This is a genomic window from Marinobacter salinexigens, assembly GCF_008370345.1.
GTDB lineage: Bacteria > Pseudomonadota > Gammaproteobacteria > Pseudomonadales > Oleiphilaceae > Marinobacter > Marinobacter salinexigens.
In genome coordinates this window covers 43,586-58,192 of sequence record NZ_VTUU01000005.1, presented here as the reverse complement: position 1 = coordinate 58,192, position 14,607 = coordinate 43,586, and the positions used below count along the sequence as shown (strand labels likewise).

Sequence of the window (14,607 nt, the reverse complement as noted above, 5' to 3'; positions counted from 1 at the left end):
AGGTCAGCCTCCCTCCTCTAACACCTCAAGAAGATCCTGCAATCGACTCAGCCGCTCCAAGGGGTCCTGAAGCTCCACCAGTCGCTGCTTCTCCTCTTTCTCCAACGGCAACAGCTCGGTCAGGCGCCAGCCAACTTCCCGGGCGTCCTCATAATCCACATCCATATCCAGATCCTGAATAACCGGATGCTTGAACAATGCACGCAAAACCGACGGCAACTCACCAAAACGCTCCGGGACATCGATTTCCGCTTCATCCACCAGAAGTTCGACATCACCGACATTCAGGCCATCTTCCTGCTGCCAGCTACGGATCACCGATACCTTCGCCGAACCTTCGACGGTAATCCCCAGCAAACCATTCTCCAACTGCTGAAAATCGATGATCCGAACGTAAGTGCCGATATCGTAGAATTCTGCGACCCGTCCCGTTTCAGCCCCGTCGCGGAGCAATACGATAACGAAACCACGGTCTTCCTTCATGCACCTCGTCAGCATATCAATGTAACGGGGCTCGAAAAGCTGAAGAGGAATCCTCCCCCTCGGAAGGACGATTGAATTCAGGGGGAAGAGAGGTACATTCATATCAGGGACAATCACCGCTAAGCAGACTCCAAATAGTCGCTGGCCATGCCAGTTACCGGATCGAAAGTAGCTGCTGAACCTCATCGACCCGTGCCCGAGCTTCTGACAGGACCTCAAGACTACGGGAAGCATTCAGTTCCAGTTCGCCCAGCCGGCGGTATGCCGGTACCTCATCAAAAGACGGAAGCTGACCATTTTGACTGGAACCGATCATTGAATGCAATTGGGCGACAATCACCACGTCCACCAGTTGAGGGTCCGCCTCACGACATTCATAACCCCAGTCCTCTGCATGACGGACTGCTTCAACAAAGGTTCCAGGGAAAGCCCAGTTTTCCAGCACTGCGGTGCCCACATCCGCCCGTAATTCATGGATGGCATGCTGGAGATTGGCATCATCAGCAAAAAGGTTCACGTGATGTTCCGCCTGTACCAGCACCGGAACCACACCAATATCGTGCAACAAACCCGCCAGCAGCGCTTCTTCAGGGTTCAAGCGGGTGGCATGATCCGCCAGCACCCAGCACAGGGCCGCCATTTCCCTGGAATGATTCCACAGTTTCTCCATTTCCCTCTGCAACGAAGCCTGCTTGGTTTTGAACACTTCCCGCATGGAGAAAACAGTCACCAACTGACGGGTGGTTCTCATCCCCAGACGAACCACGGCCTCACGCACATTGCGAACATCACTGAAACCCCGGTACAAAGGACTGTTGCAGGCCCTTACCAGCTTGACCGCCATGGCTGGGTCAGCAGAGATTGCACTGGCAACCTGGTCTGCCGTGGAATCGTCCCGATCAACCGCCCGCCGCACTTTCCAGGCAACGTCCGGAACACTCGGCAGTTTCACCTGATTGGAACGAAGCTCCGCGTAGAATTCCATCAGCAGGTGATGCTCTTCCGTTTCCTCAGACCCGAAAGCTTCGCCCGAATCCATTTCCACCTGGCTGACCGGCGCAGCCCGAAGCATCTGATTGAGTACATCCTGTTCGACGACCAGAAACTCACTGGGTCGGACAGCAATAACGTCGTACATGCGCGGCTGCAATCGCGCCAGAGGGTGCAGCGCTTTATCGGTTTCAGCCTGAACGACGGACTTCCGGCCATCAATGGCTTCCAGCTCCACCTCACCACTGATCAGGAAAAACTCCAACCCGTCGCGCACCCCGCGTTCGATCACACGCTGGCCGGGACCATGGGTTCTCCGCTCAGCCCTACTGGACAGCAGAACCAGTTGATCCTCGGTCAGCTTGTTAAGTGGCTGAAATTCTTTTAAACGGTTGATGGGCAGGCTGTCCTCGCCGGCCATAGGCATCTCCTTGTCTTGCATAAATCCGGGAATAATTCAGAGACTCTGTTAAACATTGTAAACACCGACTGGCAAAACAACCATGCGTCAGGAGTCGAATCTGGTATCCTTGATCCTTACTAACCACACGTGACATTCACTTTCAGGTAACAAGAGAGACCAGAACACCATGCCTCAGTATCGTTCTCGGACTTCCACCGCAGGCCGCAATATGGCTGGCGCCCGTGCCCTCTGGCGGGCTACCGGCATGAAGAATGACGATTTTGGCAAGCCTATTATTGCTGTTGCCAACTCCTTCACCCAGTTCGTTCCCGGGCACGTCCATCTAAAGGACCTGGGACAACTGGTCTGCCGTGAGATTGAGGAAGCGGGCGGTGTCGCCAAAGAATTCAACACCATCGCCGTGGATGACGGCATCGCAATGGGCCATGATGGCATGCTCTACTCCCTGCCTTCCCGGGAGATCATTGCCGATTCCGTCGAGTACATGGTGAACGCCCACTGCGCCGACGCTCTGGTCTGCATTTCCAACTGCGACAAAATCACTCCGGGTATGCTGATGGCTGCCATGCGCCTGAATATCCCGACCATTTTTGTATCCGGCGGCCCAATGGAAGCCGGTAAAACCAAGCTTTCCGAACACAAGCTGGATCTGGTGGATGCCATGGTGATTGCCGCGGATCCTAATGCCAGCGATGAGCAGGTGGAAGAATACGAGCGCAGCGCCTGCCCGACCTGTGGCTCGTGCTCAGGTATGTTTACCGCCAACTCCATGAACTGCCTGACCGAAGCCATCGGCCTGTCCCTTCCTGGCAACGGTTCGCTGCTGGCAACCCACGCTGACCGCGAGCAACTGTTCCTGAAAGCCGGACGCCAGATCGTGGAAAATGCCCGTCGTTACTACGAAGGTGAAGACGACAGTGTTCTGCCTCGCAGCATCGCATCCATGGCCGCCTTCGAGAATGCCATGACGATGGACATCGCCATGGGCGGTTCCACCAACACCATTCTGCACCTGCTCGCCGCAGCTCAGGAAGGTGGCGTCGATTTCGGCATGGAAGATATCGACAAGCTTTCAAGGCACGTACCACAACTCTGCAAGGTCGCACCCAACTCCCCGAAATACCATATGGAAGATGTGCACCGGGCCGGTGGCATCATGGGTATTCTGGGTGAACTCGAACGGGGCGGCCTGATTAATGCTGATCTGCCGACCGTGCACAGCAAAACCATGAAAGAGGCTCTGGAAACCTGGGACATCATGCGCTCCCCGACCCCGGAAGTTGTAGAATTCTACAAAGCCGGGCCTGCCGGAATTCCGACCCAGACCGCATTCAGTCAGAGCACCCGTTGGCCCAGTCTGGATGGCGATCGGGACAATGGCTGCATTCGCACCGTTGCCAGTGCCTATTCCTCTGAGGGCGGTCTGGCCGTACTTTACGGCAATATCGCCCTGGACGGCTGTGTCGTGAAAACCGCTGGCGTTGATGAAAGCATCTATGTCTTCGAAGGTAAGGCCAAAGTCTTCGAGAGTCAGGATGCCGCTGTAGCCGGCATTCTGGGCGACGAAGTCAAATCCGGCGACGTCGTCATTATTCGCTATGAAGGCCCTCGCGGCGGGCCGGGCATGCAGGAAATGCTCTACCCCACCAGCTACCTGAAATCCAAAGGGCTGGGCAAGGAATGTGCTCTGCTGACCGATGGCCGATTCTCCGGGGGCACTTCCGGGCTGTCTATCGGACACGCTTCCCCGGAAGCCGCTGCCGGTGGCGCGATTGGCCTGATCGAAGACGGTGACACCATCCTGATCGACATTCCGAACCGGTCCATCAATGTTCAGCTGGATCAGGCTGAGCTGGACCAGCGCCGTGCAGCCCGGGATGCGAAAGGTTGGAAACCGGACCAGGTCAGAGAGCGCAAGGTCTCAGCCGCTCTTAAAGCCTATGCCTTGTTGGCCACCAGCGCTGATAAAGGCGCGGTAAGGGATCTCAGCAAACTGGACTGAACCCGCCGTTAACAAAAAGCCCGCCGGAAATTCCCGGCGGGCTTTTTGTATGAGACTGCCCCATCCTGAAATACGTTGTCATTCTATAACCAGGTAGGGGGCAACAGGGCGATAGGGCAACTCGTTACCACAGCTTCCAGCCGCCGTCCTTGTCTTCTTCACTCGCACCATCTTTGTTAGCTGCAGCGGCCTGCTTCTGTTCAGGTGCAGCCGTTAACTCGGCCGCCTTTTCACCGCTTGTTGAGGTCGCGGCGGCAACTACCTGAACCGAAATCATCCCCAGGGCTTTCTTGGCTTCTTCATCCAGAATACCGGTAGCCTGCAGCCCGTGATCCTTCTGAAACTGCGTCAGCTGTGCCCTCGTCGCATCATCCATCTGAGGACTGACATTTGTGATGTGATACCCGGCTCCGTAAAGAGCGTTTTTGAGCGCAACGGTTTCATTGGCGTAAGCCGCGGGCGCAAGCCCAAGCATTACTGTGGTACCGGCCGCAATGACAAGCCTGCCGAGGTGTCTGGTCGCTTTTCTCATGGTAGTCACGTGCATAACTCCTGATATCACGGGGATATCTTTTCTCTTCTTTTTATTTTGTGGTGCCTATCTCCACCGTCGAGGGCAAACAATGAAAAGCGTATCATACTTTGGGAAGCGCATACCTCAGGGGGACTCGGGACCGGAGTCATCAATTTCCGATTCTGTGAACTGGGCCCGGTGATCTTCATGACCGAATTCGCGGATAAATATGCCCCAGAATGCCATGAACAATGCTGCCACCAGCGGCCCCATCACGAACCCATTGATCCCGAACATGACAATCCCACCGAGCGTAGACAGCAGCACAATATAATCCGGAAGTTTAGTATCCCGGCCCACAAAGATCGGACGCAGAATATTGTCGGCCAGACCAATCACCACCACTCCGAAGGCCGTCAGAATGACTGCCTCAAGCACATCGCCAACCGCCGCCAGATAGATCGCTGCGGGAACCCAGACAATCGCCGCACCAACCGCCGGCAACAGCGACACGATCGCCATGACCACGCCCCAGAGCAAAGCGCCACCAATCCCCAGCATCCAGAAAATCAGGCCACCCAGTGCGCCCTGGATGATGGCAATCAGCAGATTTCCCTTCACTGTGGCACGGGTAACTTCGGCAAATTTCGCAAACAACAGGCGTTCCCGCTCATCCCCGAGCGGCAGGGCCTTGATCAGCAGTTCAATCAGCTTGCTACCATCCCGGAGCAGAAAAAACGCGAGATACACCATTAAAGCCAGCCCGAGGAAGAACTGGAAGGTGTTCTGGCCAACCCCGATGGCCTGTTTAGCAAGAAACTGACTGCCACCCACGAAGAAGCTCACAGCCCGGTCTCTTAGTTCCGAAAAGTTGATATCGAACTGAGCAAGAAACGATTGAATGGCCGGAAAAGACTGGTTCACCCGGTCAATGTATTCTCCTGGCCGAATGTCCCCGTCCTGGATCTGTTGGTAAATCCCGACGCCTTCGGCGATCAGAGAAGTCACCAGTACCAGAACAGGAATGACCACAATCACCATGCAGATGAACAACGTGATCAGCGCATTGGTGTTCGGCCTGTCACCGAACTTCCGAACCAACAGTTGCTGAACAGGATGGAAGATCAGCGCAATGGCAACGGCCCAGAAAATCGGGCCAAAAAAAGGCTTCATCAGCAGCACAAAGGCCAGGGAAACCCCGACCAGCATCGCAAGAAAAGTCCGTGTTTCCAGTTTTGCGTACATAAGATCCCGTGAGTTCCAGACAGACAGGTTATGGCCAGGGGCCGTTGACGAGAATCGCCTCCAGAGCCGCTAGCCTACCACGACGACATGGCCTCTGTAGTCTTGTTCGGGTTATAGTGGACGGTTATTGATCAGCGATAAACCAGGTCCCGCTTACGCCCGTGGAAACGTTTACCGAAGACACTGCTCTCGACGCAGCGATTGAATTGCAGAAGGTTCTGGCCGCCCGTACCCATCGGCGCAAGGTCATGGGGCAGGACGTACTCGTCCCGGGCCAGCTTGGCGAAGCACTGCAACTGCCTCGAATCATCAACAGATTGCGCAGCAAACAGCAACGAATTCGAGACCTTGGCGTAGACGACTTCCAGGAACTCTGGCCGACTCTCTCGCCGCGAACCCGGGAAAAGGTTCTCAACGCCATTGGCTGGTATGACCCCAAAGAACTCGACTGGGACGACAAACGCTCCAACCGCCGTCCAGTTATCGATCCCGATCAATAGGAACTCTCCAGACTTTGAATTGTCACAGTCCGTCCTTATGTTGGGATTATGAGGAGGATATTTATGACCAAACAAAAACATTACGTCGCACTGCTGGCCGAAGGCAGCGCCGTTCCCACACTGCTGTGTGGCCACTGCCAATCCATTCTTTCACGCTCCCGACTGTTCCGTAATACCGGCGACAGACACCAGGACATCGAGTGCCAGACCATTGCCCTTTGCTCCGCGGATGACTGCGGTGCGGTCAACTGCTGCGATAGCGCCATGGCCCGAATTGACAACCCGGAACGCCTGTTTGAAATAGCGTCCTGATTCAAAGCGACAACGCTCTGTTACGCAACTCAAACACACCAGAATTCCATCTGATTTATCCTGATATGCGACGATTGTATTAGAGGGATCACGATCCCTCACAATCACGCAACCACTCAGTCAGGACAGTCGATGGCATGCGTATTCTGAGAACCGATGAAGCCCGCTTTACCGGTCTACCGGATTACCCCTTTGCGCCCAATTTTCTGGACGTAGCACCCAATCTGCGAATGCATTACGTGGATGAGGGCCCTTCCCGGGGCACTCCGGTGCTCATGCTCCACGGCGAGCCGTCCTGGTCTTATCTCTACCGCCACATGATCCCGCTGGTCAGTCAGGCAGGTTACCGGGTGTTAGCTCCAGACCTTGTGGGTTTCGGAAAATCCGACAAACCGGCATCAGTGGAGGATTACAGTTACGACCAGCACATGGCCTGGCTTACCACCTGGATTGAGAAACTGGACCTCAGGAACGTCACCCTGGTTTGCCAGAACTGGGGATCCCTGTTGGGTCTGCGTCTTGCAGCCGAACACCCCCAACGCTTTAGTAGGATCATCGTCGGCAACGGCATGCTGCCGACCGGCGAAACCCGCGTGCCGCCCGTGTTTTCCATCTGGAAGGCATTTGCCTCCCATAGCCCATGGTTTCCCATCGGCAGAATTGTGCAACTGGGCACCGAACGTACCCTGTCAAAAGCAGAACTCGCCGCCTACGAAGCTCCCTTCCCGTCTGCGGAATACAAGGCTGGAGCCAGGGCATTTCCCAAACTTGTGCCGGTGTCTTCGGATGATCCCGCCAGCGATGCCAACAAAGCCACATGGCGAGTTCTGGAGAAATGGAAGAAACCGTTTATTACCTGCTTCAGCACCGGAGACCCCATTACCAGGGGCGGTGACCGCTACATGCAGCGCAGAATTCCCGGCGCTCACGGCCAGCCCCACATCACCTTACGAGGCGGCCATTTCCTTCAGGAAGACTCTCCTGAGGCCTTTGCCCGCACCATCATAGATGCACTGAAAACAGAAATGGCGGCCTGAGGCACAGCGCAATAGCCCTTCACCGGCAACTACCTACAGGGCAATCCGGATTTTGCATACTAAACCATCAATAAAGCGGCTATAATGACAACTATCACGCATTGCTTGGCAATGCATTACCCTCCGAATTCCGAGTGAATCAATGTCAGAACTTTCCTTTGCTGAGCTGGGGCTGGATCCATCCGTCCTGGAAGCCGTTACCGCGATTGGTTACGAAAAACCGTCTCCTATCCAGGCGAAATCCATCCCTGCCCTGCTGGCTGGTAACCACCTTCTGGGCGTAGCCCAAACGGGTACCGGCAAAACCGCCGCCTTCGCCCTCCCTCTGTTGAGCCGTATTGACGCCTCTGCCAGTGAGCCCCAAATCCTGGTGCTGGCACCCACACGGGAGCTGGCCATTCAGGTGGCCGAAGCATTTACCAGCTATGCAGCAAAGTTCCAGCAATTCCACGTTCTGCCTATCTATGGCGGACAGGACTTCGGTCCGCAAATTCGTGGCCTGAAGCGTGGTGCACAGGTCATTGTCGGCACACCGGGGCGTATGCTCGACCACCTGCGCAAGGGCACGCTGAAACTGCACAACCTCAAGGCGCTGGTTCTTGACGAAGCCGACGAAATGCTGCGCATGGGCTTCATTGATGATGTTGAAGCCATCCTGGCGAAAACGCCAGAGAACTGTCAGCGCGCACTGTTCTCCGCCACCATGCCGCCCCAGATCAAGAAGGTTGCCCAAACCTATCTGAAGGACGCCACGGAAGTAAAAATCGAGAGCGAGACCCGTACCGTCGAGCGCATCGCTCAGTTTGTGCTGCCGGTCTATGCCGAGCGCAAACTGGACGCTCTGACACGGATCCTGGAAGTTGAACCTTTCGACGCGTCCATCATCTTTGTGCGCACCAAGGCAGAAACGACCCTGTTGGCAGAAAAGCTGTCCGCCCGTGGTCATGCCGTCGCACCGCTGAATGGCGATCTTAACCAGCGCCAGAGGGAGCAGACTGTTGAGGACCTGAAACGGGGCAAAAAAGACATCGTCATTGCTACCGACGTTGCCGCCCGAGGTCTGGACGTACCCCGCATCACGCACGTAATCAACTACGACGTGCCTTACGACACTGAGGCTTACATTCACCGTGTTGGCCGCACAGGTCGCGCCGGACGCACAGGTAAGGCCATCCTGCTGGTAACCCCTCGTGAGCGCAGCTGGCTGCGCACTCTCGAGCGGGCCACTAACTCTCCCATGGAGGCGTACCAACTGCCCTCACCGGCTGACCTCCAGAAGCTTCGGGTTGAGCAGTTTGAAACCCAGCTGATGAGCTTTGCAGAAGACGGTAAGCTAGCAAAAGCCATGTCCCTGCTGGACGAAGTCGCCGAGCGTAATGACATGGATATGGCGATGATCGCTGGCGCCCTGGCCTGCTGGATGGAAATGGCACAACCGGGCTCCCTGCCACTGGAAACACCGGAAGCACTGCCGGAAATTTCCACCAAGCCGCGAGATCGCCGTGGTCCGCCTCCAGGCAAGAAGAGTTTCCGCAAAGGCCCTGGCAAAGGTGGTTTCCGGAAAGATGGAAAACCTGGCGGCCCCCGCAAGGGACCGAAAGGAGGCCGCCCGGCCAACAAGAGCGGCAAGCCTGCGGGTAAGCGCCCGGCCCGCTAAGCGGAGCCGACGCGCTGATAGACTACGAAGCTGTAGTCGTACGGATTGTTATCGGACGCGGAGAAATCCTCCCGTCCGATTTCTTCCCAGTCATCCCAGTTCACTTCGGGAAAATAGGCATCCCCTTCCACTTCCGCATGAACCTGGGTGATGTACATGCGATCCACAATCGGTAACACCTCGGCATAAATCTGCCCTCCACCGATCACCATTACTTCATCCCCGCCTTCCAGTTCAGCCTGGGCTCCCGCTTTCAGCAGGGCTTCATCCAGTGATCTTGCAGCGACCGTACCGGTCGGCGCGTCCCATTCCGGGCTTCGGGAAATCACCACGTTCATACGACCCGGCAGCGGCCGTCCAATGGAATCCCACGTCTTTCTGCCCATGATGATAGGCTTGCCCATGGTGGCCTGTTTGAAATACCTGAGATCACCCGGGAGGTACCACGGGAGCTTGTTGTTTCGGCCTATCACCCGATTTCGGGCCATGGCTACTATGAGGGCCTTTCTCATCTGTTGTCCTCTGCTTCTGGAGTTAGCGAGAGTCGGCCAGGTCGCTCAAAACCCGCTCCTTCGGCACGTCCATGTGACGCTTGAGCTTCGCCATCCATGGCTTCGCACAGTTTTGAGCGACCTGGCCGACTCTCGCAAATACGTTTGGCGTTGGCCTTCCATTAATCCATGCACCCACCCGGGAAAAAGCAACACCGGCAAGCAAGCACCCGAGGCTGACGCAAGTGGGTGGGGACGAATTCCCGAAAATGTGCGGAGCCATGGATGGCGGAGCCCAAGCCGCACAGGATGTCTTGAGGCGGTTTTCGGGAATTCGTCCCCACCCACTTGCCCGCACCAAAGGCTGGGTTAAATAGCGATAGGCGCCTTTATCACGGGGCAAGGCTCGTACCCTTCGAATTCGAAATCCTCTAGCTCGTACTCGAATATCGATGCCGGCTTGCGCTTGATCACCAGTTTCGGCAACGCCCTCGGTGCGCGCTTGAGCTGCTCGAACACAATGTCATCGGTGAGGTGGTTCTGGTAGAGATGGCAATCGCCGAACGTGTGCACAAACTCACCCACATCAAGATCGCATTGCTGCGCAATCATGTGAGTCAGCAAGGCATAGGAAGCAATATTGAACGGCACGCCCAGGAACAGGTCGGCGCTGCGTTGATAGAGCTGGCAGGAGAGTTTGCCGTCTGCAACGTAGAACTGAAACAGGCAGTGGCAGGGTGCAAGGGCCATCCTGCCCTCGCGAACATTGTCCTGAGGCCCGATGGATTCGTCCGGCAATTCCGCCGGGTTCCAGGCCGAGACGATCAGACGCCGAGAGTTTGGCTTGTTACGGATCTGATCAATCACTTCACTGATCTGATCCACTACACGACCATCGGCACACTGCCAACTGCGCCACTGTTTGCCGTAGATAGGCCCGAGGTCACCGTTGTCCAGCGCCCATTCGTTCCAGATGGAGACTTTGCGCTCAGTCAACCAGTTGTTATCGGTGGAACCACGAAGGAACCACAGCAGTTCGTAGATGATGCTGCACAAGTGTACTTTCTTGGTTGTTACCAGCGGAAAACCGTCCTGCAGATTGAAGCGCATCTGGCGACCAAAAACAGAGCGGGTTCCAACTCCGGTCCGGTCACCTTTGTCGAACCCGTTGTCGACAACATCCTGCATCAGGTCAAGGTAGGCTTTCATGCCGCATTTCTCCGGTAAGCAATAAACATCAGGAACATGCCGGCCAGAATCATCGGAGTAGACAGTACCTGCCCCATGGTTAGCCAGTCGAACGCGAGATAGCCGAGCTGCGCATCTGGTTGACGCACGAACTCAACCAGGAAGCGGAAGACCCCGTAGGCAATCAGAAACAAGCCAGACACTGCCATGCGGGGCCGAGGCTTGGCCGAGAACCACCAGAGGATCACGAACAACGCCACGCCCTCCAGCGCGAACTGGTATAACTGGGACGGATGACGGGCCAGTGCGTCCGGCGCCTGGGGAAACACCATACCCCAGGGTACGTCCGTAGGTTTCCCCCAAAGCTCGCCGTTAATAAAATTACCAATCCGTCCGGCACCCAGGCCGACCGGTACCAGCGGGGCAACAAAATCCGCAATCCGCCAGAATCCGACGCTCAGTTTGCGGCCATACCACCACATCGCAAACATGACACCGAGCAGGCCGCCATGGAAGGACATTCCACCTTCCCACACCCGGAACAGCCAGAGCGGATCGGCCAGAAACGTGTCGAAGTTATAAAAGATCACATAACCAAAGCGACCACCCAAAATCACGCCAAGGGCCATGTAGAAAAGTAAGTCACCCATCTGCTCCTCGTTCACCGGGGAACCGGGTTTGCGGCTGCGGATCCGACCAAGCCACCAGCCTGCAACAAAGCCAACAAGGTAGGTAAGCCCGTACCAGTGAATCTTCAGGGGACCGATAGCAATCGCCACCGGGTCAATCTGGGGGTGCTGTAGCATTAAAAACCTCTCAGCTCAGAAGAAAACGGAGTCCTACGATAATCAGGATGATCGCGAAAGTTCGTTTCAGCACAATGGCGTCCAGGCGATGGGCCAGGGCGGCACCGACTTTTGCAAACGGGACACTGGTCAGGATGATCCCCAGCAGTGCCGGCAAGTAAATAAACCCGAGGCTGTACTCCGGAAGATCTGCATGCCCCCAACCGGTCCAGATATTGCCCAGCGCGCCAGCAATGGCAATGGGCAGGCCGCAGGCCGCCGAGGTGGCCACAGCCTCCTGCATGCGGACATTGCACCAATTGAGATAGGGCACGGTAATTGTGCCGCCGCCGATGCCAAATATCGCAGAAGCCCAGCCAACAAGCCCACCAGCGCCCGTGAGGCCGACTGATCCGGGCACATTACGTCCGGGTTTCGGGTTTGCGCCGGTGATCATTTTAACCGCCACCAGGATCGCGAAAACACCGATCACCAGTTTCAGGGTCTGGCCATTCATCAGCGAGGCCGTCCACGCTCCCAGGACAGCGCCAACGACAATGCCAAAGGTCATCGGCCGGAACACCTCCCAGCGCACAGCGCCTCGGGCATTGTGAGAACGGATTGAGCTGATAGAGGTAAACACAATGGTTGCCAGAGACGTACCCACCGCCACATGCGCGGCTATTTCCGGGCTAACGCCCTGAAGGCCAAAACTGAAGATCAGTACGGGGACAATGATCAGACCACCACCGATCCCGAACAGACCGGCAACCGTGCCGGCCAAAGCCCCCAACGCAAGATAGGACGCGAATACGTAAACCAGTGCCATAGCCGAGCCACACCCGAGGAAAACAAGGCTGGTATGATACACACGCAGATCGCCAACTTCATTAACTGCGGAGCCTCCCGACCACCATGTGCCTGATCGCCTTCACCCTGGGACAAAATCCACTCTTCCCTCTGGTCGTCGCGGCCAACCGGGACGAGTTTTTCCGGCGTCCCACGGCATCCATGGACTGGTGGACAACCGATCAGGGCCAGGCGGTGCTATCCGGGCGGGATCTCCAATCTGGCGGTACCTGGCTGGCCATTTCCCGGGAAGGTATTGTCAGCGCTGTCACCAATGTCAGAGAAGGCACCCCGGAAGCAGGTGCACGGAGCCGTGGCGAACTGCCACTCAGCGCCCTTTACCAAAGCACCGACCATCTGAAGGCTGCACTGGCATCCAGTTCAGGCCATTATTCCGGTTTTAACCTGGTAAGGCTCACCCCGGCCGAAGGCTGGTATTACAGCAACCGGGATGCCCATCCGGGCAGGCAAGTCCATCGTGGGCTCTATGGCCTCAGCAATCACTTGCTGCAAACACCCTGGCCCAAGCTTCTGCGCCTGAGACAGAATGTTGGCCTGGCTGTCCGGGATGCCAGCGAAGACGTATCCGAATTGCACGATAAACTGATCCGCCTGCTGCAGGACACCACCACAGCGCCGGACCATATGCTGCCAGATACCGGCATTAGTCTGGACACCGAGCGCTTTCTTTCCTCGCCGTTTATTGCGGGAGACCACTACGGTACCCGGGCAACAACCGTCGTCACGGTTTCCCGGGACGGGCAGATTGACGTTACCGAACAAAGCTGGGGACCAAATGCAGAAAAGGGCGACTACCGCCACTTTGATTGGCAGCGATAGTACCGAAGCTCTGATATAATCCGCGAAATTCTGTTACCCGATCGGAGGAAGCCTGATGGCCGGTGAACAAGGCACAACATCCATCGCCGATTTTGAGAAATCCCTCGACGAACTGGAAAAGCTGGTCCGGGATCTGGAACAAGGTGAACTTTCGCTTGAGCAGTCACTGTCTGCCTTCGAACGGGGCGTTAAACTGACCCGAGAATGCCAACAGGCCCTCAAGAACGCAGAGCAACGCGTCGAGGAACTGGTGAAATCCAGTGATGGTTCCCTTGAAACCCGATCGTTTTCTCCGGATGACGCCGACTGATGACTGACCAGCATAAAAAGGCACTGGATTTCCTGGAAAGCTGCAGAGTGCGGGTCGACGCGGAACTTGACCGCTGTATTGAGCAGAACTCGGCATCGGAGCGATTGCAGTCCGCCATGCGCTACAGCGTACTTGGCGGCGGGAAGCGTATTCGTCCGGCACTGTGCCTGGCAGCTGCGAACGCCGTTGGCAGTCAAGGCGACGCAGCCCTTGCATCAGCCTGTGCCGTGGAACTCATCCATGCGTATTCACTGATCCACGATGATCTGCCTGCCATGGATGACGATGAACTGCGTCGGGGCCGACCTACCGCGCACATTGCCTTTGATGAGGCGACCGCGATTCTTGCCGGGGATGCCTTGCAGGCATTGGCCTTCCACTGCCTGACAGACAATCAGTCCGTGTCCGAAAGCGCCCGACTCGCCATGGTTCGGGAACTGGCTGATGCCAGCGGTCATGGTGGCATGGTAGGTGGACAGGCCATCGATCTTGAAGCTGTCGGCAAAACCCTGAGCCTGTCAGAGCTGGAAACCATGCATCGGCACAAAACAGGCGCACTGATCGAAGCATCGGTCCGCATGGGCGCACTGACCTCACCGTCAATCAGTGATGACACACTGAACTCACTCGCTGAATATGCCAGAGCCCTGGGGCTGGCTTTCCAGGTTCAGGATGACCTTCTGGACATTGAGGGTGACACCGAAGTCATCGGAAAGCCCCAGGGATCAGATGCCGCCCGGGCAAAACCCACCTACCCCGCCCTGCTGGGCATTGAGGGTGCACGAAAGCATTTGTCGGCCCTTCTGGCCAAAGCACAGGACAGCCTCGCCGGTTTTGGCCCCGAAGCAGACCCCCTGCGCGCCATGGCAGATTACGTAGTGGCACGAACCCATTGAATCCCGGCGCCCCGAGAGCGCACACTGGGCTTTACAATCTTGCAACATCTGGCCCTTTAGGTGTGAAACAGCGCGCCCTGTTCC

Annotated in this window: 16 protein-coding genes; 8 read left to right on the top strand and 8 right to left on the bottom strand. The window is 56.5% G+C overall.

The annotated features are described in order from the left end of the window. Positions 1-3: 3 nt before the first annotated feature. On the bottom strand, positions 4-585 hold the full coding sequence (locus FWJ25_RS11690) for an LON peptidase substrate-binding domain-containing protein (RefSeq protein WP_149600475.1): 582 nt from the start codon (positions 583-585) through the stop codon (positions 4-6). A gap of 52 nt (positions 586-637) precedes the next feature. Further along, positions 638-1,894 (bottom strand): HDOD domain-containing protein, encoded by a 1,257-nt coding sequence (locus FWJ25_RS11685; RefSeq protein ID WP_149600474.1) that lies wholly within the window; start codon positions 1,892-1,894, stop codon positions 638-640. A 169-nt stretch (positions 1,895-2,063) separates the two neighbouring features. Here FWJ25_RS11685 and ilvD point away from each other — a divergent pair, with 169 nt between their 5' ends. Beyond that, positions 2,064-3,899, top strand: coding sequence for a dihydroxy-acid dehydratase (ilvD, locus tag FWJ25_RS11680; RefSeq protein WP_149600473.1), 1,836 nt, complete (start codon positions 2,064-2,066; stop codon positions 3,897-3,899). 124 nt (positions 3,900-4,023) lie between these two features. On the opposite strand, the gene FWJ25_RS11675 is transcribed toward ilvD, so the two are convergent. Then, on the bottom strand, positions 4,024-4,431 hold the full coding sequence (locus FWJ25_RS11675) for a peptidoglycan-binding domain-containing protein (protein ID WP_149600650.1): 408 nt from the start codon (positions 4,429-4,431) through the stop codon (positions 4,024-4,026). A gap of 126 nt (positions 4,432-4,557) precedes the next feature. Continuing rightward, on the bottom strand, positions 4,558-5,658 hold the full coding sequence (locus FWJ25_RS11670; RefSeq protein ID WP_149600472.1) for an AI-2E family transporter: 1,101 nt from the start codon (positions 5,656-5,658) through the stop codon (positions 4,558-4,560). 161 nt (positions 5,659-5,819) lie between these two features. Between FWJ25_RS11670 and FWJ25_RS11665 the strand changes: the two genes are divergently transcribed. The 4 genes from FWJ25_RS11665 (at position 5,820) to FWJ25_RS11650 (ending at position 9,164) form a co-directional block, all read left to right on the top strand. Further along, positions 5,820-6,158: a hypothetical protein gene (locus FWJ25_RS11665; RefSeq protein ID WP_149600471.1), complete on the top strand. Its 339-nt coding sequence runs from the start codon at positions 5,820-5,822 to the stop codon at positions 6,156-6,158. Between the two features lie 63 nt (positions 6,159-6,221). After that, on the top strand, positions 6,222-6,470 hold the full coding sequence (locus tag FWJ25_RS11660; protein ID WP_149600470.1) for a hypothetical protein: 249 nt from the start codon (positions 6,222-6,224) through the stop codon (positions 6,468-6,470). A 137-nt stretch (positions 6,471-6,607) separates the two neighbouring features. Next, entirely contained in the window at positions 6,608-7,507 is a 900-nt protein-coding gene (locus tag FWJ25_RS11655; protein WP_149600469.1) for a haloalkane dehalogenase, read from the top strand. 142 nt (positions 7,508-7,649) lie between these two features. Beyond that, positions 7,650-9,164, top strand: a complete 1,515-nt coding sequence (locus FWJ25_RS11650) for a DEAD/DEAH box helicase (protein WP_149600468.1) — start codon at positions 7,650-7,652, stop codon at positions 9,162-9,164. On the opposite strand, the gene folA is transcribed toward FWJ25_RS11650, so the two are convergent. From folA to FWJ25_RS11630, 4 genes are all read right to left on the bottom strand, one after another. After that, positions 9,161-9,676 (bottom strand): type 3 dihydrofolate reductase, encoded by a 516-nt coding sequence (folA, locus tag FWJ25_RS11645; protein WP_149600467.1) that lies wholly within the window; start codon positions 9,674-9,676, stop codon positions 9,161-9,163. The two genes, FWJ25_RS11650 and folA, sit on opposite strands and share 4 nt — an antisense overlap. 348 nt (positions 9,677-10,024) lie before the next feature. Further along, the gene (locus FWJ25_RS11640; protein ID WP_149600466.1) at positions 10,025-10,864 is read right to left on the bottom strand and encodes a thymidylate synthase; all 840 of its coding nucleotides are present in this window, start codon (positions 10,862-10,864) and stop codon (positions 10,025-10,027) included. After that, positions 10,861-11,649 carry a prolipoprotein diacylglyceryl transferase gene (gene lgt, locus FWJ25_RS11635; RefSeq protein ID WP_149600465.1) on the bottom strand — a complete coding sequence of 263 codons (789 nt, stop codon included), beginning with the start codon at positions 11,647-11,649 and terminating at the stop codon, positions 10,861-10,863. The genes FWJ25_RS11640 and lgt overlap by 4 nt, the downstream gene beginning before the upstream one ends. Before the next feature lie 10 nt (positions 11,650-11,659). Next, positions 11,660-12,457, bottom strand: a complete 798-nt coding sequence (locus FWJ25_RS11630; protein ID WP_149600464.1) for a sulfite exporter TauE/SafE family protein — start codon at positions 12,455-12,457, stop codon at positions 11,660-11,662. An 86-nt stretch (positions 12,458-12,543) separates the two neighbouring features. On the opposite strand from FWJ25_RS11630, the gene FWJ25_RS11625 reads away from it, so the two are divergent. Genes FWJ25_RS11625 through FWJ25_RS11615 form a run of 3 tightly spaced genes read left to right on the top strand, consistent with a single transcriptional unit; the run spans position 12,544 to position 14,523 of the window. Beyond that, positions 12,544-13,317 carry an NRDE family protein gene (locus FWJ25_RS11625; RefSeq protein ID WP_149600463.1) on the top strand — a complete coding sequence of 258 codons (774 nt, stop codon included), beginning with the start codon at positions 12,544-12,546 and terminating at the stop codon, positions 13,315-13,317. 55 nt (positions 13,318-13,372) lie between these two features. Next, positions 13,373-13,627, top strand: coding sequence for an exodeoxyribonuclease VII small subunit (locus tag FWJ25_RS11620; RefSeq protein WP_149600462.1), 255 nt, complete (start codon positions 13,373-13,375; stop codon positions 13,625-13,627). Beyond that, positions 13,627-14,523 carry a polyprenyl synthetase family protein gene (locus FWJ25_RS11615; protein WP_149600461.1) on the top strand — a complete coding sequence of 299 codons (897 nt, stop codon included), beginning with the start codon at positions 13,627-13,629 and terminating at the stop codon, positions 14,521-14,523. Before FWJ25_RS11620 ends, FWJ25_RS11615 begins: the two co-directional genes overlap by 1 nt. Positions 14,524-14,607: the final 84 nt, after the last annotated feature.